This window comes from Mesorhizobium sp. WSM2240, assembly GCF_040438645.1.
GTDB lineage: Bacteria > Pseudomonadota > Alphaproteobacteria > Rhizobiales > Rhizobiaceae > Allomesorhizobium.
Genome location: NZ_CP159253.1, coordinates 1,286,008 through 1,306,040 on the forward strand (window position 1 = coordinate 1,286,008; position 20,033 = coordinate 1,306,040).

Below are 20,033 nucleotides of genomic sequence, written 5' to 3' on the forward strand. Positions count from 1 at the left end.
CGTCAGGGCATCTGCTTTGGCTCTGCCAGCCGCGCCCGCCAAACGTGCATCAAGGCGTGATGTTCCGGCCCGGGCGCGATCTCGGAGCGAGTTCGGCTAATATTCGAAGATTCAGTCCGGCAAACGCTCTACCTATGCCGGTCCATGCCCTTGGTGAACTGCTCGAAAATCGATTCCATGCTCTTCTGGTATTCGTCGCGCTGCTTGGCGCCGGTCTCGAACATCTCGCCGAAGAGGTCGTCATAGGGGTTGCGTGGCCGGCCGCTCGGGTTTTCACGCGGCTGGGACTTTTGTTGCGGCTGCGGTTCGGGCTCCGGAGTGCGCTGCGCCTGTCCGCCGCCCAGCATCTGCTCGAAAATCTTGCCCAGCGGATTGTCGCCATAGGGGTTTTGCACCTGTTCCGGTTGCCGGCGCTGCTGCTGTCCGCCGCCGCCGAACATGTCCTGCAGCACCTTGCCGAACGGATTGTCGAATGGGTTGGCCGGCTGCGCATCCGGTCGTTGCTGCGGAGCAGGCGCGCCACCGCCCATCATGTCGCCGCCTTGCCGCATCATCTGCTCGATGATCTCGCCGAGCGGATTGGAGCCGCCCATGCCGCCGGCCTGCATCTGGTTGGTGGATTGCTTGAACAGCCCGCCCATTATCATGGAGGCGATGACTGGCAGCATCTGCTTCAGCACGTCCTGGCCGATGCCGGTGGCCTGCGCCGCCTGCGCAGCGACCGCGCGGCTGAGTTCCTTCGAGCCGAACAAATGGCCGAGAATGCCGTTGCCTTCCGCGACGCCCTGCGGCGCGAAAGCCTTCTGCGCGTCCTCGAAATATTTGGCGTGCTGTCCCGAGGCCATCGCATTCAGGAATCCGGCGACGCCGTATGGATCGGAGGCGTTGCGCTTCAGCCCCTGCGAAAAAGCCGGCAGCAGCGCTTCGACCGCAAGCTCGGCCTGCTGCTGGGAGAGGTTGAACTGCCGCGCCAGAATTTCCATGCCGTGGCCGTTCTGGGCGTTGGCGAGCATGTCATATAGTGGGAGCATCTTGTCCTCCTCGGAACTTCCGCCGGAGGGAGCGTAGTGGGTTTTCCATCAGGATTGAAGGGGAGACGACGGACCTGGCCGCCTCGGCCTGCGTGATCCCGACAACGGCGAGGCCGGAAAACGCTCCATCCACTCTAATAAGCATACTCCAGGAAAACCGGCTCGATCGAGCCGCCCCAGCGCGTGTGGTAGGCGTTGAGCATTTCCTCCGCACTGGTGGTGCCGCGCGCCACCACTTCGTCCAGCGTCGACAGGAAGCCCGTTTCGTCATAGCCTTCGCGGTTCTTGCGGTCGCGGTTCTTCAGGCCGAGCCGCGAGATTTTGAGCGCCTCGCGCGCGATGCTGCGCAAATCGGTGTCGCGGAATTCGGTGGCGATGCCGTGCTCCGGCACCGCGGCGCGCATGTCGCGGACCTCCTCGAAGCTCCAGTCGGCGGTCAGCTGCTCGGCGGCGTCGATCGCCTCCTCGTCATAGAGCAGCCCGACCCAGAAGGCCGGAAGCGCGCAGATGCGCCGCCACGGTCCGCCGTCGGCGCCGCGCATTTCGAGAAAACGCTTCAGCCGTACGTCGGGAAACAGCGTCGACAGATGGTTCGCCCAGTCGCCGATCGTCGGCACACCGTCCGGCATCTGGTTGTGCGCTGACCCCGCCATGAACTGGCGAAAGGTCATGTGGGTCATGTCGTGATAGCGCCCGTCGCGGATGACGAAATACATCGGCACGTCGAGCGCCCATTCGACATAGTCGGCAAAGCCGAAGTCGGGCGAGAAGCAGAAGGGCAGCAGGCCCGAGCGCTGGTTGTCGGTGTCGGTCCAGATCTCGCCGCGCCAGCTCTGCAGGCCGTTGGGGCGGCCCTCGGTGAAGGGCGAGTTGGCGAACAGCGCGGTGGCGAGCGGCTGCAGCTTCAGCGACACTTGCATCTTGCGGCGCATGTCCGCCTCGCTCTCGAAGTCGAGGTTAACCTGGATGGTGCAGGTGCGGTACATCATGTCCAGGCCCTTGGTACCGACCTTGGGCATGTAGCGTGTCATGATCTCGTAGCGCGATTTCGGCATTTTCGGCGTTTCGGAAAGCCGCCATTTCGGGCTGCCGCCGAGACCGAGGAAGCGGATGCCGAGCGGCTCGGCGATCTCGCGCAGTTGCGCCAGATGCGCGTTACCCTCCCGGCAGGTCTGGTGGATCGTCTCCAGCGGCGCGCCGGAAAGCTCGAACTGGCCGCCGGGCTCCAGCGAGATCGCGCCCTGACCCGTCGGTTCGACCAGTCCGATCACCCGCTCGTCATCGAGGATTGGGTCCCAGCCCAGCGTACGCTGCATGCCTTCAAGCAGCGCGCGGATGCCGCGCTCGCCGCCATAGGGCACCGGCGCATTGCCGTCCACATAGAACGGGAATTTCTCGTGCTCGGTGCCGATGCGCCATTTGTCCTTGGGCTTGTTGCCCTCGGCCAGATACTCGACCAGTTCGTCGATGCTCTCGATCGGCCGGAAATCCGTTGTGTCGCGCGCCATTCAATCTTCCTCTGCACGCTCCTGACAAGCGCCGCGCTTGATGGACGCAATCGTGCCGGCCGATCAAGCAAAAAATCCTGACCATCCTGTCAAGAGCATTGATGCCCACGTTCTGCCGGGGACGGCACGGACGCAAAATCCGTCCCGCGGGGCGCTTGGGCGGGGTGAGATCCGTTCAGCCTGAGCTACCAAGCTTTGATCCGACCGCCTGCGGCCCCCGCGGCATCTTTCGCACGAAATATCCTGGACAGGTCTCTTGAATTCGATCGTTCCGGCGGCTACACGGAAACCACCAGACCGGGCCCCTCTGGCAGCTCGCACGAGCTGTGATGTCGGACTGGCATTCCAACCTGGGGTCTGGTGTTCGTGGAATCCACGTGACGACTGCATAATCGAACCTGCTGCGAAGGCGTTTGAACACATCTTTGCTGGCCCTTGCGCGTCGCTATCCACCCATGCCGGCACTCCCATTCAAAAAAAGGGTGCCAAATGACGGAATACTTTACTGCGGACGCCTTGTCCGCGCTTCTCCAAGTTATCATGATCGACCTCGTATTGGCCGGTGACAATGCGATCGTCATCGGCCTTGCTGCTGCCGGCCTGCCGAAGGAACAGCGCGCGAAAGCCATCCTGATCGGCATCATCGCCGCCACGGTGCTGCGTATCGGCTTTGCCGCTGCCACGACCCAGTTGCTGCAGATCGTCGGCCTCCTGCTTGCCGGCGGCGTGCTCCTGCTCTGGGTATGCTGGAAGATGTGGCGCGAGCTGCGCACCACCCATGCCGAGGAGGTTGCCGGCGCCGAGGCGCTCGAGAACAAGGATCTCGACGCGGACGGCAAGATTGCGGCTGGCGTGCCGCGCAAGACTTTCGCCCAAGCAGCGTGGCAGATCGTCATTGCCGACGTGTCGATGTCGCTCGACAATGTGCTGGCCGTTGCCGGCGCGGCGCGCGACCATCCGGGCATCCTGGTGTTCGGCCTTATCCTGTCGATCGCGTTGATGGGCATCGCCGCTACCTTCATCGCGAGGTTGCTACAACGTCACCGCTGGATCGCCTATGTCGGTCTCGCCATCATACTCTACGTCGCCCTGGAGATGATTTATCGCGGCGGCTTCGAGGTCATGGCAGCGGTGAACGGAGCGTAAGAGTGAAGCTCTAGCATCGACTGTCTCAGTTGCTCCTCATCGCCCTGCCGGTCGGCGGTTTCGCCGATCGGCAACGTTGCAGCAAACGGGGCCGGCAGTGCGGCCGGCTACTCTCTCCCCGTCTAAGGTGAGGGGCCGACAGTCAAAAAAACGACTTTGGAAGGCCGACTGACCTGCCAGGATCCGTGGCCTACCAATCCCCCACCGTCGCCTGGATGACGGCGAGCGCCGCCACGGCTGCCGTGTCGGCGCGCAGGATGCGCGGCCCGAGCGGGATGGCGCTGACGAACGGCAAAGCGCGAAGCTGGCGCCGCTCGGCGTCCGAGAAGCCGCCTTCCGGCCCGACGATCAGCCCGAGCTTGCGGTCGGAAATGCCCTGCAGCGCCGGCAGCGGATTGTTGGTGGAAGCATCCTCGTCGCAGAAGATCAGCCGGCGTTCGCTGTCCCAATCGGCGAGCAGGCGATCGAACTTCTGCGCCTCGCGCACTTCCGGGATCGCAAGAATGCCGCACTGTTCGGCCGCCTCCACAGCGTTGGCGCGCAATCTTTCAATTCCGGGTTTGGCTATCTGCGTGTGCTGGGTGATGACCGGCTGCAGCACGCCTGCGCCCATCTCCACCGCCTTCTGGATCAGATAATCGAGCCGGCCCTGCTTCAGCGGCGCGAAGCAATAGACAAGATCGGGGAGCGGCGGCTGCGGCCTTGTACGCTCAACAGCCCGCAGCCGGACGGATTTCTTGGCCTTCACCTCGATGCGGGCCAGCCATTCGCCGTCACGGCCGTTGAAAAGCAGCAGTTCCGCCCCCTCGGCCAGGCGCAGGACGTGGCTGAGGTAGTGGCTCTGTTCCGGGCTCGCCTCGACGACGGCATCTTCGGCCAGTTCCTGTGGCACGAACAGCCGCTGCATCTTGTAATTCGCGCGCATCAGCGACTGATGGGACAGAGCGCGTCGGCGGTCAAGCGAGGGGCGGCGCTAGCGCCTTAGTCCAGTTGGCAGGGCCAGCTCGCCGGGGAGATCAATCCCGCCGGAAGCCTGGTTTCGGCGTCGCCGCAGGCCATGTCGATCTGGTATTGGGTGAGGCCGGTGGCGGCGCTTAGGTCGAGGCCGGCGAGCCTCGTCAGGTAGAAGAAGGCATTGCTGAAATCGAGTGGGCCGGTGAATTTCGCCTTGCTGAGATCGGCCCGTGTCAGGTTGGCGAGGGTGAAGCGGCTGCCTGTCAGATCGGCGTTCTTGAAATTGGCGCGACCGAGTTCCGCCTTCTCGAAGCTAGTGCCGACGAGATTCGCGCCTGAAAAGTCGACCCGCTGCAGCTCTGCATTGACGAATGCCGAGCCTTGGGCGTCGACGCCGCTGAAATCGGTGCGATAGCCTTCGACCTTGGCGAAGTTCGCGCCCTTGGCGCTGGACCCGGCCAGCGAGGAGCGCACCAGCGTCGCGCCTTCGAGGTTCGCGCCGTCGAGATTGGAATTCCTGAGGTCGGTTGACGTAAAATCGGTTTCGACCAGGTTTGCGCGACTGAGATTGCTTTCCCTGATGATTATCCCGCGCTTCGGGCAATCCTGCCAGTCTATGCCCACGCCAGGCATGCTGGCGCAATCGGCTGACATTGCGGGGCTGGTAGCCAGAAAAGCGGCGAACCCGGCGGCAACCGCGGATAGAAGGCTGTATCTCAAAATTTACCTCCGGCCCCGCCTGTCGGGTTCACGCTTTACATTACAACCAGCGATGCTCTTCCTGAAAGGCGATTTTTCCCGGCACCCCGTTCCATGGTTCAGAAAGCCTATCCGCCGGCCTTGCCGGCCCACACCGGCCTGTAGCCGGAACGAAGAATCGCAACCGTGGCAGGCGGCGTGACGAGCCGCAGCGCCGGGCTGCTCAGCGCCTCGCGATCGAGCGCCGGGCCATAACCTGAAAAGGTCCAGGGCAGGGCGACCCCACCTTTAAGCGCGAATGCCCGGCCGCCCGAAGCCACGACCGTGCCGTCGGGCAGGGCGCGCAGCGCTTCCGCGTCGACCGGCTTCGCCTGGCCGCCGGAAGCAAGACGCTCCCCATGCAGCCTGGCGTCGATCTCACCGGCCTTCGGTGCAGCGACCCGGAAAGCGTCGCCATAATGGCCGGCAAAGGCCTTGGCCCGCTCGCGCTGGCAATAAAAGCAGGGGCGGTGGCCGGCGGCCAGCGCCGTCACCTCGTCGAGGAAGAACAGTTCGGTCCAGCCGGCATTGCCGGACGGCGCATTGCGGCCCATCACCGCGCGCCTGCGGCCGCGGAACTCACATACGCAGATGAGCCAGGCGTTCGTGGTCCAGCGCCGCGCAAGCAGCGTGCGCGTCGCCGGGTCGTGGATGACGCCGCGGTTGCCGGTGAACATGCCGCGCGCCGGGACCGCGTGGATTTCGCCGAACGGGTCGACGCGGTTTTGCAGCGGCATGGCCGGCTCCCTTTCTGGCGTGCGCAAGCCATGATATCGATCGCGACACCTTTGTCATTCCGAAGGATTTTCGATGCGCGTTCTTGTTGTCCAGAACTACGACAACACCGGGCTTGGCCAGATCGGCACGGCGCTTCGCGAAGCAGGCGCCGAGATCGATATGCGCAACGCCCATCTCGGGGATGCGCTGCCTCCGGAAGCGAATGGCCACGACGCCCTCGTGGTCTTGGGCGGCGGCCAGAATGCGCTCGCCGACGATGAGTATCCCTATATTCCGGCGCTGCTTGCCCTGATGCGCGATTTTGAAAGCCGCGACCGGGCGGTGCTCGGCATTTGCCTTGGCAGCCAATTGCTCGCCCGCGCCTACGGGGCCGAGAACCAAATCGGGGCAGCGCCGGAGTTCGGCTGGCAAAAAGTCTCGCTGACCGAAGACGCGGCTGCCGATTCTGTGCTCGGCGCGCTGCCGCGGGAGTTTTCGATCTTCCAGTGGCACGACGATACCTTCACGCTTCCGTCCAATGCCATTCGCCTCGCCTCCAATGCGGCCGCGGCGAACCAGGCATTCCGCATCGGCCGTGCGGCCTATGGCTTCCAGTTCCATTTCGAGGCCGACCGGTCACTCATCCGCCACTGGAACACGGCCTTCGCCGCCTTTCTCGCCGACCGCCAGCCCGACTGGCCGGCACGCTTCGACGCGGAGGCGGAACATCACGGGCCGGATGCCGATGCTGCTGGCCTGGCGCTCGCCCGCGCCTGGGTGGCCGCGATTTAGCTACACTCGAAGCTGCCGCCCCTCATCCGCCTGCCGGCTCCTTCTCCCCGTGAAGTGCGGGGAGAAGGAAGACTACCGCGACGCTGACGCCTCCCTCTCCCCGTTTTTTTCACGAGAGAGGGTAAGGGTGATTTGTAGTCTGCCACGCCGCCAGCCCAGTGACAAAAATGCACCGCCGCCGAAATCTCGTGTGGATGGCCGCTCCGGCCGCTGGCGGATTTCTCGGCAAACGCCTAGAAGGCGGCCGCTTTCTGCGGCGCGAACGGCTGACCGGCTTCGCGGTGGAAACCGAAAAGTAACCCTGACAGTGCAGACATACCGAAGTCCAACCGAGATGACCCCCGTGAAAGCAGCACTCCTGTCGTTCGCAATGATGTCCGCCATCGTGCTGTGCGGATTCGGCATCTATACGGCCACCGCTTCCGCGGACCATGTCGTCATCGACGGCTACGGCGTCACCGCTTCCCGTTTTTGAGCGCCGGGCCCGGAGCGCCAAGGCAACTGCGATCACGTCCGGACCGAGAGCACCCGCTTCTCGGCGCCATCCACAACCAGCGCCGTGAGCACGCCCGACCGGTAGGCCAGCGTGTCGACATTGACGCGGTTCGGCAGGATTTGGGGCTCGGCGAACGGCGTGTGGCCGTGCACGATGATCTTCGGGTGCAGGCCGTTATAGTCTAGGAAATCCGCGCGTATCCAGATCAGGTCCTCCGCCGCCTGCTTGTCGAGCGCGACTTCGGGGCGAATGCCGGCGTGGCAGAAAAAGAAGTCGCCCATGGTCGCGCTGAACGGCCGCGCCCGAAGGAAGGCTACATGACTTTCGTCGACGGTCTTCATCAGCGCCGAATGGCTTTCGCGCAGGGCGGCGAGGTTGCCACTGTCCAGTGTCACGCCGTAGGATCGTGCGGTTTCGGCCCCGCCGAAGCGCGCGAACAGCGTCGCCGGGTCGGGATTGTCGAGAAATTCTAGGAAACCGATATCATGGTTGCCGGCGAGCGAAACGATCCGCTCATCGCGCCGATGGGCCGCGACCAGGAAATCCAGCACCGCCTTCGAATCGGGACCCCGGTCGACATAGTCGCCGAGATGGACGATGCGCCAGTCGGCTGGCCGGTCGCGCGCGATCTCCGCCTCGATCCGTTCGTGCATGAGCTTCAGGAGGTCGGCGCGCCCATGAACGTCGCCCATGGCGTAGATGCGCATGCCTTCCGGACCGCGCGCATCGAGGAAATGGATGCCCGGCCGCGTTGGTCCTTCCGGGCTTTGGGCATCCTTGCCGGGTTTCGGATTGTAAGCGTCCATGGGCTGGATCTATGCCCCCACGACGAGGATGTGCAGCGCCCGCGGGCCATGTGCGCCGAGGATGAGCTTCTGCTCGATGTCGCCGGAGCGCGAAGGCCCGGAGACGAGATTCAGAGTGCGCGGCATCTTTCCCTTTCCGAACGTCTTTCGGACCTTCGCGATCGCCGTTTCGAGGTCGCCGTCGATATCGGCGGCGTCGATGACGACAATATGATGCTCGGGCAGGAAATTGATCGTCGTCGGATTGCCGGCGCCCGAAAGCATGACCAGCGTCCCGGTCTCGGCGATGCCGCCCGCCGCATGGCTGACGCCGGCCGCGTCGTCGCCGTCCGAGGGCCCCTGCTTGACCTCCAGCGCCCGCTGCTTGCGCCACGGCATCGTCGCCAGCCTCGGATCGCCGCCCATGCGCACTGACGCGGGCAAATTCTTGCCGCGTAAATATTCCGCCACCGCCGCCGGTACATGTTCCGGTTTCGGGATGCGCTGGACCGTGGCGAACAGTTTTTCAGCCATGGCGCAGAACAATTCGACGCGGTCGGCCGCCGGAAGCTGCCCGCGCGCCGGAATGACGCCCTGCGGCGCTTTGTTCAGCCTGTCGGCCACGATCTTCCGGCGCATCTCGTCGCTCGACGGATGGCCGAGCGACTGCCGCACCTTGTTCAGGATCGCGTCGCGGGAACTCATCGCGCCGCCTCCCGCGCTATGTCGCGCTTGCCCAATTGCTGCATAAAGGTTCGCTTCTCGGGCGCTGGCAGCTCGCGATGCTTCGTCCAGCCGCCGGCGAGCGGCAGATAGCCGAACCTGCCCCGGCCGCGGTCGAGCAGCGACAGCATCGGGATCGCGATCGACGTTGCGAAGCGGTAAAGCGAGGGCCGTTTGGCCAAGAATGCCCAGAGCTTCAGCCCGGCGCGCTGGGTGGCGGGATTCAGCCCGCGCTCGAATTCGCGCTCGCGCCAGTGCCGCATCATTTTTGGCAACGGGATCTTCATCGGGCACACGCTTTCGCAGCGGCCGCAGAAGGTCGAGGCGTTGGGCAGGTGGCCTGCCTTGTCGACGCCGATCAGCGACGGCGTCAGCACCGCGCCCATCGGGCCGGGATAGACCCAGCCATAGGCGTGGCCGCCGACCGCGTGATAGACCGGGCAATGGTTCATACAGGCGCCGCAGCGTATGCAGCGCAGCATGTCCTGGAACTCCGTTCCGAGCATCGCCGATCGGCCGTTGTCCAAGAGCACGACGTGGTACTCCTCCGGCCCGTCCGGATCGCCGGGACGGCGAGGCCCGGTCGACATCGTCGTATAGACGCTCATCTCCTGCCCGGTCGCCGAGCGCGCCAGCACCCGCAAGATCTGCGCGGCGTCCTCCAGCGTCGGCACGATCTTTTCGAGCGACGCCACCACGACATGGACCCTGGGCAGGATCTGCGTCAGGTCGCCATTGCCTTCATTGGTAACGATGATCGATGTGCCGGTCTCGGCGACGAGGAAATTGGCGCCGGTGATTCCGACATCGGCATCGAAATAGGCAGAGCGCAGCACCCGGCGCGCCTCGTTGAGCAGTGTTTCGGGTTCCGACAGGTCGCGGCCGGGCGGCAGATGGTCGTGCACGCGGCGGAAATCCGCCTCGACCTGCTCCTTATTCAGGTGAACCGCCGGCGCGATGATGTGGCTCGGATGCTCGCCGCGCAACTGGATGATGTATTCGCCAAGATCGGTCTCGACCGGTCGGATGCCTTTCTCGGCGAGGAAATCGTTGAGCGCGATCTCCTCGGTGATCATCGACTTGCCTTTGGTCACCGTCCGCGCGCCGGCCGAACGGCATATGTCGAGAATGATGTTGCGCGCATCCTCCGCTGTCTCGGCCCAATGCACATGGCCGCCGGACGCCTTCACTTTCGCTTCGTAGGCCTCGAGATAGAGATCGAGATTTTCCAGCGCATGGTCCTTGATGGCGCGGGCGCTGTCGCGCAGCCGCTCGAATTCCGGCAGCGCGTCGACGGCCTTGAGTCGCTTGTCGATAAAGCCTGAGCGGACATTGCCGAGCGCCTTCTGCAATTGCACGTCGGCCAGCGCGCCGGCCGAGTTTTGCTTGAAGGTGGGGGAGGTGATCTGCATCAGCGCGCCTCCTCACAAAGCCGGCGCTGCCCCTCACCCTTACCCTCTCCCCGTAAATTACGGGGAGAAGGTGCCGGCAGGCGGATGAGGGGCGATTCCAAGCTGAAACCTGTCATCTTAATCCTTCCCCCCGATCGGCGGCGTTTGCGTCATCCCGGCCAGCACCTCGGCCACATGTCGCACCTCGACCTTCGAGCCTTCGCGCTTCAGCTTTCCCGCCATGTTCATCAGGCAGCCGAGATCGCCGGCAAGCAGCGTCGAGGCGCCCGAGGCGGCGATGCTCTTGGTTTTCGTTTCCACGATCGAGTTGGAAATGTCGGGATATTTGACGCAGAACGTGCCGCCGAAGCCGCAGCAGACATCCGGATCCTGCATCTCGACCAGCTTCACGCCGGCGACGGAGGCGAGCAGCGCGCGCGGCTGCTGCTTGATGTCGAGTTCGCGCAGGCCCGAGCAGGAATCGTGGTAGGTCACCGCCGCGTCGAGGCGGGCATCGACGCCGCGCATGCCGCGCACGTCGACGAGGAAGCTCACCAGCTCGTGGACCTTGGCCGAAAATGCCTGCGCCCGCGCCTCCCATTTGGCGTCGCCCTTGAACAGGCTGGGATAATGCTTCTTCAGCATGCCGGCGCAGGAGCCCGAGGGCGCGACGACATAGTCGAAACCTTCAAACGCCTCGATAGTGTTTTCCGCGATGGCACGGGTGTCGGCGCGGTCGCCGGAATTGTAGGCCGGCTGGCCGCAGCAGGTCTGCGTGCGCGGCACGTCGACCGTGCATCCGGCCTCCTCGATCAGCTTGATCGCGGCGAAGCCGACTGTCGGCCGGAACAGGTCCACCAGGCAGGTGACGAACAGCCCGACATTGGGTTTTTTCTCGATTGGCTGGGTCACTGATTTCCCTGGCTTTTATGCTTCATTGTCTTGCTTCCGACCGCTGCTTTAGCCGCAGCCGCGAGACGCGCTGCCAGTCGCCGGTGCGCTCGGCCTCGACCATCGCCCGCTCGACATAGGTGATGTGGTCCATCGCCGCCTTGCGCGCGCCGGCCGGGTCGCCGCCGGCCACCGCCGCGTGGATCGCACGGTGCTGCGCAAGCAGTTGCTCGCGCGCACCGGGGAGACCGAACACCAGAAGCCGGTTGTGGAACACGCCGTCCGACAGCAGCCGATAGCAGGAGCGCAGCGTATGCAAAAGGATGATGTTGTGCGCGCATTCGCCGATCGCATTGTGGAATTCGACGTCGACCGCGGCCTCCTGCTCGAAGTCGCCGCGCTCGTGCGCCGCCTCCATGCGCGCCACGATCTGGGCAAGCAGCGCCAGATCGTCGGCGGTCGCCCGCCGCGCCGCATATTCGGCGGCGACGCCTTCGATCTCGCGGCGGTATTCGAGATAGTCGGCTGCGGCCTTGCGATGCGTGGCGATCAGATCCATCACCGGCGCGGTGAACACCTGGCCGATGACATCGGCGACAAAAGTGCCGCCGCCCGGACGCGTCACGATCAGTCCACGAGCCTCCAGCGCCTTCAGCGCGTCGCGCAGGATCGGCCGGGACACGTCGAACTGCCGCGCCAGTTCCCGCTCGCCCGGCAGCCGGTCGGCGGCGCGCAGCACGCCTTCGAGGATCATGCCCTCGATCTGCTGCACGACCTCGTCGGCGGTGCGCGAATGCTCTATCCTGGAGAAGATTTCACTCAATGCTCGGCGTTCCGGGCGGTTCGTTGTCGCCGCCGACAATAACGGCAACGTCTTCTTCCGGTCAATTTATTTATCCGCTTGCCAGGCAGCTCCGCCGGCATTTCGATGGATTTGACCGACATACCAACAGAAGCAGCAATTCACGATTTGCAGAGCGTTGGCGCAGCTGGTAAAAGCTTTTTACCAGTTATTCCGGAGAAACCGCAATGTCCGGTTTGGCCATGCCGAAGCCCGATGCCGACACGATGCGCCGCCGCGACGAGATCGTCGCGGATATGCGCATCATCGTGCCGGGCGAAGGCGTGGTCGACGCCGTCAACGAGATGCGCGCCTTCGAAAGCGACGGGCTGACCGCCTATCGCCAGTTGCCGCTCGTTGTCGTGCTGCCGGAAACGACCGCTCAGGTCGCAAGAATCCTGAAATACTGCAATGAACGCAACATCCGCGTCGTGCCGCGCGGTTCGGGCACCTCGCTTTCCGGCGGTGCGCTGCCGCTGGAAGACGCGGTGCTCCTCGTGATGAGCCGCTTCAACCGCATCCTCGAGATCGACTATCCAAACCGTGCCGTCGTCGCCCAGCCGGGCGTCACCAATCTCGGCATCACCACCGCCGTCGAGCAGGAGGGTTTTTACTACGCCCCCGATCCATCCTCCCAGATCGCCTGCTCGATCGGCGGCAACGTCGCGGAAAACTCCGGCGGCGTGCACTGCCTGAAATACGGCCTCACCGCCAACAATGTGCTTGGCGTCGAGATGGTGTTGATGAACGGCGAGATCGTGCGGCTCGGCGGCAAACATCTCGATTCGGAAGGTTATGACCTACTCGGCGTCATGACTGGCTCGGAAGGGCTTTTGGGCGTCGTCACCGAGGTAACCGTGCGCATTCTGAGGAAGCCGGAGACTGCGCGTGCGTTGCTCATCGGCTTTCCGACCAGCGAGCAGGCCGGTCAGTGCGTCGCCGACATCATCGGCGCCGGCATCATTCCGGGCGGCATGGAGATGATGGACCGCCCGGCGATCCACGCGGCGGAAGATTTCGTCCAGGCCGGCTATCCGCTGGAATGCGAGGCGCTGCTGATCGTCGAGTTGGACGGGCCGGGCGTCGAGGTCGACCATCTGATCGGGCTGGTCGAGGAAATCGCCCTGAAGAACGGCTCGACCACCTGCCGGATTTCTGGCTCCGAACAGGAGCGACTGGCGTTCTGGGCCGGCCGCAAGGCGGCTTTCCCGGCGGTTGGGCGCATCTCGCCCGATTACTACTGCATGGACGGCACCATTCCCAGGAAGGAATTGCCGCGGGTGCTCGCCGGCATGCGCGACCTGTCGGAGCGCTACGGCCTTCGCGTCGCCAACGTCTTTCATGCCGGCGACGGCAACCTGCACCCGCTGATCCTCTACGACGCCAACGTGCCGGGCGAGCTGGAAAAGGCCGAGGAATTCGGCGCCGACATATTGCGGCTTTGCGTCAAGGTTGGCGGCGTCTTGACCGGCGAGCACGGCGTCGGTGTCGAGAAGCGCGACCTGATGCCGGAAATGTTCAACCAGATCGACCTGGACCAGCAGATGCGGGTCAAATGCGCCTTCGACCCAAATCATTTGCTCAACCCCGGCAAGGTCTTCCCGCAACTGCGCCGCTGCGCCGAACTCGGCCGCATGCACATTTCCGGCGGGAAAATGCCGTTCCCGAACATTCCGAGGTTTTGAGGATGGCGTCGCATAAGGGTTTCTCGGCCCTGCGAAGCGGGCGAGACGAAGAGGGGGTGCTTGGCAATTCCATCAAAAGTCAAGCAACCAGTGGGGAGTGTCCATGACCACCTTTAACCCCACGACCCCCGCCGATATCCTCGCCACCGTCCAATGGGCGCTCGCGGAGGAATCGCCGCTGGAAATCATCGGCCAGGGCTCCAAGCGCGGCATCGGCCGCCCGCTGCAGACGGAACATACCCTCGACCTGTCAAAACTTTCCGGCGTGACGCTCTACGAGCCGGCCGAACTGGTGCTGTCGGCCCGCGCCGGCACGCCGCTCGCCGACATCGAAAGGCTGCTTGCCGAAAATGGCCAGCAGCTCGCCTTCGAGCCGATAGATTACGGCCCGCTCTTAGGCGGACAACCGGGAAGAGGCACGATCGGCGGCGTGCTCGCCGCAAACCTCTCCGGTCCGCGCCGGTTGAAGGCGGGGGCTGCGCGCGACCATATCCTTGGCATCAATGCCGTCTCGGGACGGGGCGAGGCGTTCAAGTCAGGCGGCCGCGTAGTGAAAAACGTCACCGGCTACGATCTCTCGAAGCTGATGGCCGGCTCCTGGGGCACACTGGCCGTCACTACCGACGTCATTTTCAAGGTGCTGCCCGCCGCCGAGACCGAAACCACATTGGCCATCCGCGGCCTGCTCGACGAGGAGGCCGCGGCCGCGATGGCGCTCGCCGTCGGCTCCAGCGCCGAAATCTCCAGCGCGGCTCACCTTCCGGAAGGCATTGCCGGCCGCGTGGCGGACGGCGCGATCGGGAGCGAACCGGCGACGCTGCTGCGGATCGAGGGTTTTGGGCCCTCCGTCGCCTATCGTGCCGCGGCCGTGAAAGATCTCCTGAAAGCCGCAGGCCTGATCGATGAGATTTCCGGCGATGCGTCGAAGGCGCTCTGGCGCGACATCCGCGATTGCGCGCCCTTTGCCGACGGCACCGAGCGCCCCGTCTGGCGCGTCTCGGTGGCGCCGTCCGAAGCCCACAAGATGACACTGGCGCTGCGCATGGAAACGCCTGCCGAGGCTTTTTACGATTGGCAGGGTGGCCTTGTCTGGCTGCGCATGCAGGCCGATCCGGAAGCCGAACTTTTGCGCGCGCTGGTGAAAAAATTCGGCGGCGGCCATGCCACATTGATCCGCGCCACCCCTTCGCATTGCGCCGCGCTGCCCGTCTTCGAGCCGCAGCCTCCGGCGCTTTCCGCACTCTCGGCGCGGCTGAAAGCTGAGTTCGATCCGAAGGGCCTGCTCAATCCAGGACGGATGGAAGCCTGACATGCAAACCTCCTTCACTCCCGCCCAGCTCGCCGATCCGCATGTCACGGAATCGGAAAAGATCCTGCGCAAATGCGTGCATTGCGGCTTCTGCACCGCGACCTGCCCGACCTATGTCATGCTCGGCAACGAGCTCGACAGCCCGCGCGGGCGCATCTACCTGATCAAGGACATGCTGGAAAACGGCCGGCCGGCGGACAAGGAGGTCGTCACCCATATCGACCGCTGCCTGTCCTGCCTCGCCTGCATGACGACCTGCCCCTCGGGCGTCAATTACATGCATCTGGTCGACCACGCCCGCGCCCACATCGAGAACACCTACAAACGCCCGCTGCCCGACCGGTTCATCCGCGCGGTGCTCGCCTTCGTGCTGCCGCATCCCGCTCGTTTTCGCGCCGCGCTGAAGCTGGCGCGGCTCGGCAGGCCGTTTGCCAAACTGTTCGAGCGGGTCGGCCCGCTCCGACCGCTTGCGGCGATGCTGAGGCTGGCCCCAACGTTCATCCCGCAAACTTCCGCGACGGCATCACCGGCAGTTTATCCGGCTGCCGTCGGCGCGCGGCGCGGACGCGTCGCCATCCTCACCGGCTGCGCCCAGCCGGTCCTCGACCCCGGCATCAACGAAGCTGCCATCCGCCTCCTGACGCGGCTCGGCGTCGAGGTCGTCGCGCCGCGGGGCGAAGGCTGCTGCGGCGCGCTTGTGCATCATATGGGCCGCGAGGCGCAGGCTCTGGCCTCGGCGCGGCAAAACGTCGACGCCTGGATGCGCGAGATCGAGGGCGGCGGCCTCGACGCCATCATCATCACCGCGTCGGGTTGCGGCACGACGATCAAGGATTACGGCTTCATGCTGCGGCTGGATCCTGACTACGCGCAGAAGGCCGCGAAAATTTCTGCGCTGGCGAAGGACATCACCGAATATCTCGCCACGCTCGACCTGCCGGAGCCGGCGCAAAAACCCGGCCTTACCGTCGCCTATCACTCCGCCTGCTCGATGCAGCACGGCCAAAAAATCACGCGCCAGCCGAAGGAGCTTCTCGCCCGCGCCGGCTTTGTCGTGAAGGAGCCGCGCGAGGGCCATCTGTGCTGCGGCTCGGCCGGAACCTACAACATCACGCAGCCCGAGATTTCGGCACAACTGCGCGACCGCAAGGTGAAGAACATCGAGGCCACCGGCGCGCAAATCATCGCCACCGGCAATATCGGCTGCATCACCCAGATCGCCTCGACCGCCAAGATGCCGATCGTGCATACGGTGGAACTGCTCGACTGGGCCTATGGCGGGAAGAGGCCGACGGGGATCTGAAAAGGGGAAGCAGGGATGGACCTATTTTTGTACGTGCTTGTTCCAGTGGGCATTGCAATCGGGATTTACCTTGGCGTCAAAGCAAGATCGTCGAACCGCAAGCCAGGAATAAGTGCCGCAGGCGACCTGACCGGAAACCAAGGGCTCGACTTCGACGGAGGTGGCGATGGTGGCGGCGACTAGCTGATTAAGTCCAGGCTTCACCTACTCCGCCGCGACCCGCCGCTCCCCCGTCCCGTAAGTCTCCTGATACAGCGCCCGCTGCCGGTTCAGCGCCACCATCGTGTTCCGGAGCAGGATCGCCACCGTTACCGGCCCGACGCCGCCCGGAACCGGCGTGATCCAGGATGCGACCTCCTTCACGCTGTCGGTGTCGACGTCGCCGACGATGCGCGTTGAGCCGTCGGGCAGCGTCTCGGCATTGATGCCGATGTCGATGACGGCCGCGCCCGGCTTGACCATGTCGGCCTTGATCAGCCGCGGCTTGCCGACAGCCACGAACAGCGCGTCGGCGCGCCTCGCATGCGCCGCCACCGAGCGCGTCATGTGATGGCAGACAGTCACCGTCGCGCCCTCGCTCATCAGCAGGAAGGCGATCGGCTTGCCGACGATCTCCGAATGCCCGACCACCACCACTTCCAGCCCCTTCAGGTCGAGCCCGGTCGCCTTGAGCAGTTCCACCGAGGCGGCCGCCGTACAGGGCGCCAGGTCGAGCTCGTTGTAGACGATGTTGCCGATCGATGCCGGGTGCATGCCTTCGACGTCCTTCAGCGGGTGGACTGCCGCCTGGATCGCCTTGATGGGGATATGCGGCGGTACCGGCCGCTGGATGATGATGCCGGTGACGCGCGGGTCGGCGTTCATGCCGTGGATCGCGGCCTCCAGTTCGCCCGCCGTGAGCTCGGCCGGAAAGCGCCGCTCCTCGAAGTCGATGCCGGCCAGTTCCGCCTTGGCGCGCTGGTTGCGGACATAGACGTCCACCGCCTCGATGTCGCCGACGGTGATCGACACCAGCTTCGGCCGGAAACCTTCGGCCGTGGCGGTGTCGGCGGCGGCGCGGACTTCGGCGATGATGCGGGCGGCGACCGGCCCGCCCTTCAGGTAGCGCGTGTCTTCAAGCGGCATCGGAGATCCTTGTGCGGCGATAATTTTGCCACGGGATAGCAGGCGAGAATGCGAAAGGGCAGCATGGATACGAACCGTGCTGCCCCTCCCGCGACGTCGGGCAAGACTCCTCAAAAGAAAAAGCGGCCGCGGCATTCGCGCCGGGCCGCTCCCGGACCTGCCGCCCCCTGCGGCATCGGTCCGTCCCCCGTTCGAAATTACATCACCACGACCTTCGTCCCGACATGGACCCGCTCGTAGAGGTCGATGACATCCTCGTTGCGCATGCGGATGCAGCCGGACGATACCGCGCCGCCGATCGTCCAGGGCTGGTTGGTGCCGTGGATGCGGTAAAGCGTCGAGCCGAGATAGAGCGCCCGCGCGCCGAGCGGGTTTTCCGGGCCGCCGGCCATGTGCACGGGCAGGTGCCGTCCCTTGGCGCGCTCGCGCGCGATCATCTCGGCGGGCGGACGCCAGTCCGGCCATTCGCGCTTCTGGGTGACCTTGTGCGTGCCGGCCCATTCGAAGCCCGGCTTGCCGGTGCCGACGCCGTAGCGCCGCGCCTCGCCGCCCTCCAGCACCAGGAAGAGAAAATTCTCCCGCGTGTCGATGATGATGGTGCCGGGCGCATGCGGGCCGTCATAGGCTACGGTCTGCGGCAGGTAGATCGGGTTCATCTCGCGGCGGGGCTGGGCCTTGGGCTTGGCCGGCGCAGGCACCGCCGCGGTGCGTATGCGGTCCGGCCCGATCTCGCGATAGCGCGGCGCCGGCTGCACCTCGACGCCAAACGAATTCTGCCGCCGCAGCTGCCGCTGCACCACCTTGCCTGGCTTGCGACCGAGCTGCATCACCCAGGGCGCGGAAAGATCGGGACTGACCACCACCGGCGGCCGCTCGATATAGCGGTCGTTGGCGGCGGCGGGCGCCGCAAACCCCAGCACGGCGGCCGATATCAGGAACGCTAGGCTTTTCATGAACACTCTACCCTCGACAGATGGTCACGATTTTTGCGGGAAAACTCCCCCGCTTCAATCTGATCGTTGACCGGTTCCGGCAAGGAATGCGTGAATCGGAATGCTTAAAATGCCGCTTTGTCAGTAAACCTTTTGGTGTGGTTACCGCCCGGTTCAGGAATCTGGTAAAGGCCGGGTAAAGCAGGCCGTTTGCGCCGTTAAGGATCGGGTTTGATGTTATGGATGAGGTGAAGACAGGTTTGAGGGTGGGCGCGGACGGGGTCACGCGCTGCTTCTGGCCGGGCGTGCTGCCCGACTATCTCCACTATCACGACCACGAATGGGGCCGGCCGGTCGCCGACGACAAGAGGCTGTTCGAAAAGATCTGCCTGGAGGGTTTCCAGTCCGGCCTGTCCTGGCTCACCATATTGCGCAAGCGCGAAAGTTTCCGCGAGGCTTTCGCCGGCTTCGACTATGAGCGGGTCGCGGAATTCGACGAGGCCGATATCGAACGGCTGCTTGGCAATGCCGGCATCGTGCGCCACCGCGGCAAGATCGTCTCCACCATCAACAACGCGAAGCGCGCCCGCGAACTGGCGGAAGAGGCGGGCTCGCTGGCCGCCTGGTTCTGGCGCCGCGAGCCTGGCGCGGATGAGCGGCCCGCCATCGTGAACTACAGCACGCTCGTCGCAAATCCGACGACGCCGGCCTCGGTCCGCATTTCCAAGGAATTGAAGAAGCGCGGCTGGAGCTTCGTCGGCCCCACGACCGTCTACGCCTTCATGCAGGCGATGGGCCTGGTCAACGATCATATCGAAGGCTGCGCCTGCCGTGCCGAGGTGGAAAAGCAGCGGGCGGCGTTCGTAAGGCCGGGGTGAGGGGAGTGTCGCCGCTGATCCTCCCCCGTTTAAGGGGAGGGGACCACGCGAAGCGTGGTGGAGGGGTGAGCCTCGCTCCAACAGTCGCTTGATATCAACTTTCTGTCAGCATCTGTCAGGATTATTTTCTTAAGCCTCATCCACACCCCCTCGCAGCGCTCTTATCCTGTGCTCACCTCCCGCGCGGGAACTCGGGTCATGAACCGGATGAGCGAGGCGGGAGGCGGCGTCCGGGCCGGCCGCGTGAATCGGTGACGTGGCTGGGTGATGAGCCCCCAGGTCCGGGCCCGAAGGGAAGGACAGCGTGCGCCAATGCACCCTCCTTCCCAGGGCAAGAACGCCGGCGGGGCGCGAGGTTCGCGCCACGTATAAAATTTAGGAAGGCGTTGGCCTCGCGCCCCGCTTCCCGACTTCTCCCTCCGTGGCAGGGAGCGTTCTTTGAAAGGCCAGGGCGGAAACGCAGCGTGGCGACGGGGAGGTGTGAGCGGTGCAGAAGCTGGGTTCCTCGCCCCTTCGAAGCGGGGAGAGGTGGCTCGGGCGAAGCCCGAGACGGAGAGGGGGCTTGGTCGAAAGGCCCAGGCAATTCCCGAACCCTCTCGACGCTTCCCATATGGGCAAAGGAAGATCGGTCGCGTAACTCCTCTCCGTCTCGGCTTCGCCTCGACACCTCTCCCCCCGCAAGGGCAGGGGCGAGGAACGCCAATCGCCAAACCCTTGCCGCTCCATGCGCCATCGGTTAGGACACCGGCGCTGCATTTTGATGCACGATATTCATCCTCAAAAGCGAC

20 protein-coding genes are annotated in these 20,033 nt (G+C 64.6%); 8 read left to right on the forward strand and 12 right to left on the reverse strand.

Annotation, left to right across the window (positions count from 1 at the left end):
• Positions 1-128: 128 nt before the first annotated feature.
• Together ABVK50_RS06125 and ABVK50_RS06130 are read right to left on the reverse strand one after the other, a co-directional pair.
• Entirely contained in the window at positions 129-1,031 is a 903-nt protein-coding gene (locus ABVK50_RS06125; protein ID WP_353642403.1) for a DUF937 domain-containing protein, read from the reverse strand.
• A 134-nt stretch (positions 1,032-1,165) separates the two neighbouring features.
• Positions 1,166-2,539: a glutamate--cysteine ligase gene (locus ABVK50_RS06130; protein ID WP_353642402.1), complete on the reverse strand. Its 1,374-nt coding sequence runs from the start codon at positions 2,537-2,539 to the stop codon at positions 1,166-1,168.
• Positions 2,540-3,028: 489 nt separating this feature from the next.
• On the opposite strand from ABVK50_RS06130, the gene ABVK50_RS06135 reads away from it, so the two are divergent.
• The gene (locus ABVK50_RS06135) at positions 3,029-3,685 is read left to right on the forward strand and encodes a TerC family protein (protein ID WP_353642401.1); all 657 of its coding nucleotides are present in this window, start codon (positions 3,029-3,031) and stop codon (positions 3,683-3,685) included.
• Positions 3,686-3,875: 190 nt separating this feature from the next.
• Here the strand turns inward: ABVK50_RS06135 and ABVK50_RS06140 are convergent, their stop codons facing one another.
• From ABVK50_RS06140 to ABVK50_RS06150, 3 genes are all read right to left on the reverse strand, one after another.
• Entirely contained in the window at positions 3,876-4,610 is a 735-nt protein-coding gene (locus ABVK50_RS06140) for a 16S rRNA (uracil(1498)-N(3))-methyltransferase (RefSeq protein WP_353642400.1), read from the reverse strand.
• A gap of 56 nt (positions 4,611-4,666) precedes the next feature.
• The gene (locus tag ABVK50_RS06145) at positions 4,667-5,359 is read right to left on the reverse strand and encodes a pentapeptide repeat-containing protein (RefSeq protein ID WP_353642399.1); all 693 of its coding nucleotides are present in this window, start codon (positions 5,357-5,359) and stop codon (positions 4,667-4,669) included.
• A 107-nt stretch (positions 5,360-5,466) separates the two neighbouring features.
• Positions 5,467-6,114 carry a hypothetical protein gene (locus ABVK50_RS06150; RefSeq protein ID WP_353642398.1) on the reverse strand — a complete coding sequence of 216 codons (648 nt, stop codon included), beginning with the start codon at positions 6,112-6,114 and terminating at the stop codon, positions 5,467-5,469.
• A 73-nt stretch (positions 6,115-6,187) separates the two neighbouring features.
• Here ABVK50_RS06150 and ABVK50_RS06155 point away from each other — a divergent pair, with 73 nt between their 5' ends.
• Positions 6,188-6,886, forward strand: coding sequence for a type 1 glutamine amidotransferase (locus ABVK50_RS06155; protein WP_353642397.1), 699 nt, complete (start codon positions 6,188-6,190; stop codon positions 6,884-6,886).
• A 343-nt stretch (positions 6,887-7,229) separates the two neighbouring features.
• Positions 7,230-7,361 (forward strand): hypothetical protein, encoded by a 132-nt coding sequence (locus ABVK50_RS06160; protein WP_353647059.1) that lies wholly within the window; start codon positions 7,230-7,232, stop codon positions 7,359-7,361.
• A 32-nt stretch (positions 7,362-7,393) separates the two neighbouring features.
• Here ABVK50_RS06160 and ABVK50_RS06165 read toward each other — a convergent pair whose 3' ends face one another.
• From ABVK50_RS06165 to ABVK50_RS06185, 5 genes are all read right to left on the reverse strand, one after another.
• A complete protein-coding gene (locus ABVK50_RS06165) occupies positions 7,394-8,089 on the reverse strand; it encodes a metallophosphoesterase (protein ID WP_353646006.1) in 696 nt (231 codons plus the stop codon).
• Positions 8,090-8,197: 108 nt separating this feature from the next.
• Entirely contained in the window at positions 8,198-8,872 is a 675-nt protein-coding gene (locus tag ABVK50_RS06170; RefSeq protein ID WP_353642395.1) for a lactate utilization protein, read from the reverse strand.
• On the reverse strand, positions 8,869-10,302 hold the full coding sequence (locus ABVK50_RS06175) for a LutB/LldF family L-lactate oxidation iron-sulfur protein (protein ID WP_353642394.1): 1,434 nt from the start codon (positions 10,300-10,302) through the stop codon (positions 8,869-8,871). Before ABVK50_RS06175 ends, ABVK50_RS06170 begins: the two co-directional genes overlap by 4 nt.
• A 117-nt stretch (positions 10,303-10,419) precedes the next feature.
• Positions 10,420-11,193, reverse strand: coding sequence for a (Fe-S)-binding protein (locus ABVK50_RS06180; protein ID WP_353642393.1), 774 nt, complete (start codon positions 11,191-11,193; stop codon positions 10,420-10,422).
• 22 nt (positions 11,194-11,215) lie between these two features.
• Positions 11,216-11,995: an FCD domain-containing protein gene (locus ABVK50_RS06185; protein ID WP_353642392.1), complete on the reverse strand. Its 780-nt coding sequence runs from the start codon at positions 11,993-11,995 to the stop codon at positions 11,216-11,218.
• A gap of 206 nt (positions 11,996-12,201) precedes the next feature.
• Between ABVK50_RS06185 and ABVK50_RS06190 the strand changes: the two genes are divergently transcribed.
• The 4 genes from ABVK50_RS06190 (at position 12,202) to ABVK50_RS06205 (ending at position 16,493) form a co-directional block, all read left to right on the forward strand.
• Positions 12,202-13,698, forward strand: coding sequence for an FAD-linked oxidase C-terminal domain-containing protein (locus tag ABVK50_RS06190; protein WP_353642391.1), 1,497 nt, complete (start codon positions 12,202-12,204; stop codon positions 13,696-13,698).
• A 103-nt stretch (positions 13,699-13,801) separates the two neighbouring features.
• Positions 13,802-15,007 carry a glycolate oxidase subunit GlcE gene (glcE, locus tag ABVK50_RS06195; protein ID WP_353642390.1) on the forward strand — a complete coding sequence of 402 codons (1,206 nt, stop codon included), beginning with the start codon at positions 13,802-13,804 and terminating at the stop codon, positions 15,005-15,007.
• 1 nt (position 15,008) lies between these two features.
• Positions 15,009-16,310: a glycolate oxidase subunit GlcF gene (gene glcF, locus ABVK50_RS06200; RefSeq protein ID WP_353642389.1), complete on the forward strand. Its 1,302-nt coding sequence runs from the start codon at positions 15,009-15,011 to the stop codon at positions 16,308-16,310.
• 15 nt (positions 16,311-16,325) lie between these two features.
• Positions 16,326-16,493, forward strand: coding sequence for a hypothetical protein (locus ABVK50_RS06205; RefSeq protein ID WP_353642388.1), 168 nt, complete (start codon positions 16,326-16,328; stop codon positions 16,491-16,493).
• Positions 16,494-16,514: 21 nt separating this feature from the next.
• Here the strand turns inward: ABVK50_RS06205 and ABVK50_RS06210 are convergent, their stop codons facing one another.
• Together ABVK50_RS06210 and ABVK50_RS06215 are read right to left on the reverse strand one after the other, a co-directional pair.
• Complete coding sequence (locus ABVK50_RS06210; RefSeq protein WP_353642387.1) at positions 16,515-17,435, reverse strand: bifunctional 5,10-methylenetetrahydrofolate dehydrogenase/5,10-methenyltetrahydrofolate cyclohydrolase; 921 nt, start codon at positions 17,433-17,435, stop codon at positions 16,515-16,517.
• A gap of 197 nt (positions 17,436-17,632) precedes the next feature.
• The gene (locus ABVK50_RS06215) at positions 17,633-18,388 is read right to left on the reverse strand and encodes a L,D-transpeptidase (protein ID WP_353642386.1); all 756 of its coding nucleotides are present in this window, start codon (positions 18,386-18,388) and stop codon (positions 17,633-17,635) included.
• A 218-nt stretch (positions 18,389-18,606) separates the two neighbouring features.
• Here ABVK50_RS06215 and ABVK50_RS06220 point away from each other — a divergent pair, with 218 nt between their 5' ends.
• Positions 18,607-19,245, forward strand: coding sequence for a DNA-3-methyladenine glycosylase I (locus ABVK50_RS06220; protein WP_353642385.1), 639 nt, complete (start codon positions 18,607-18,609; stop codon positions 19,243-19,245).
• Positions 19,246-20,033 lie beyond the last annotated feature (788 nt).

Excerpts from the sequence above, each read along its gene's own strand:
- glcF (WP_353642389.1), top strand. The coding sequence starts at position 15,009 with ATGCAAACCTCCTTCACTCCCGCCCAGCTCGCCGATCCGCATGTCACG.
- ABVK50_RS06135 (WP_353642401.1), top strand. The coding sequence starts at position 3,029 with ATGACGGAATACTTTACTGCGGACGCCTTGTCCGCGCTTCTCCAAGTT.
- ABVK50_RS06210 (WP_353642387.1), bottom strand. The coding sequence starts at position 17,435 with ATGCCGCTTGAAGACACGCGCTACCTGAAGGGCGGGCCGGTCGCCGCC.
- ABVK50_RS06215 (WP_353642386.1), bottom strand. The coding sequence starts at position 18,388 with ATGAAAAGCCTAGCGTTCCTGATATCGGCCGCCGTGCTGGGGTTTGCG.
- ABVK50_RS06150 (WP_353642398.1), bottom strand. The coding sequence starts at position 6,114 with ATGCCGCTGCAAAACCGCGTCGACCCGTTCGGCGAAATCCACGCGGTC.
- ABVK50_RS06175 (WP_353642394.1), bottom strand. The coding sequence starts at position 10,302 with ATGCAGATCACCTCCCCCACCTTCAAGCAAAACTCGGCCGGCGCGCTG.
- glcE (WP_353642390.1), top strand. The coding sequence starts at position 13,802 with ATGACCACCTTTAACCCCACGACCCCCGCCGATATCCTCGCCACCGTC.
- ABVK50_RS06165 (WP_353646006.1), bottom strand. The coding sequence starts at position 8,089 with ATGCGCATCTACGCCATGGGCGACGTTCATGGGCGCGCCGACCTCCTG.
- ABVK50_RS06130 (WP_353642402.1), bottom strand. The coding sequence starts at position 2,539 with ATGGCGCGCGACACAACGGATTTCCGGCCGATCGAGAGCATCGACGAA.
- ABVK50_RS06190 (WP_353642391.1), top strand. The coding sequence starts at position 12,202 with ATGTCCGGTTTGGCCATGCCGAAGCCCGATGCCGACACGATGCGCCGC.
- ABVK50_RS06125 (WP_353642403.1), bottom strand. The coding sequence starts at position 1,031 with ATGCTCCCACTATATGACATGCTCGCCAACGCCCAGAACGGCCACGGC.
- ABVK50_RS06220 (WP_353642385.1), top strand. The coding sequence starts at position 18,607 with ATGGATGAGGTGAAGACAGGTTTGAGGGTGGGCGCGGACGGGGTCACG.
- ABVK50_RS06205 (WP_353642388.1), top strand. The coding sequence starts at position 16,326 with ATGGACCTATTTTTGTACGTGCTTGTTCCAGTGGGCATTGCAATCGGG.
- ABVK50_RS06170 (WP_353642395.1), bottom strand. The coding sequence starts at position 8,872 with ATGAGTTCCCGCGACGCGATCCTGAACAAGGTGCGGCAGTCGCTCGGC.
- ABVK50_RS06140 (WP_353642400.1), bottom strand. The coding sequence starts at position 4,610 with ATGCGCGCGAATTACAAGATGCAGCGGCTGTTCGTGCCACAGGAACTG.
- ABVK50_RS06155 (WP_353642397.1), top strand. The coding sequence starts at position 6,188 with ATGCGCGTTCTTGTTGTCCAGAACTACGACAACACCGGGCTTGGCCAG.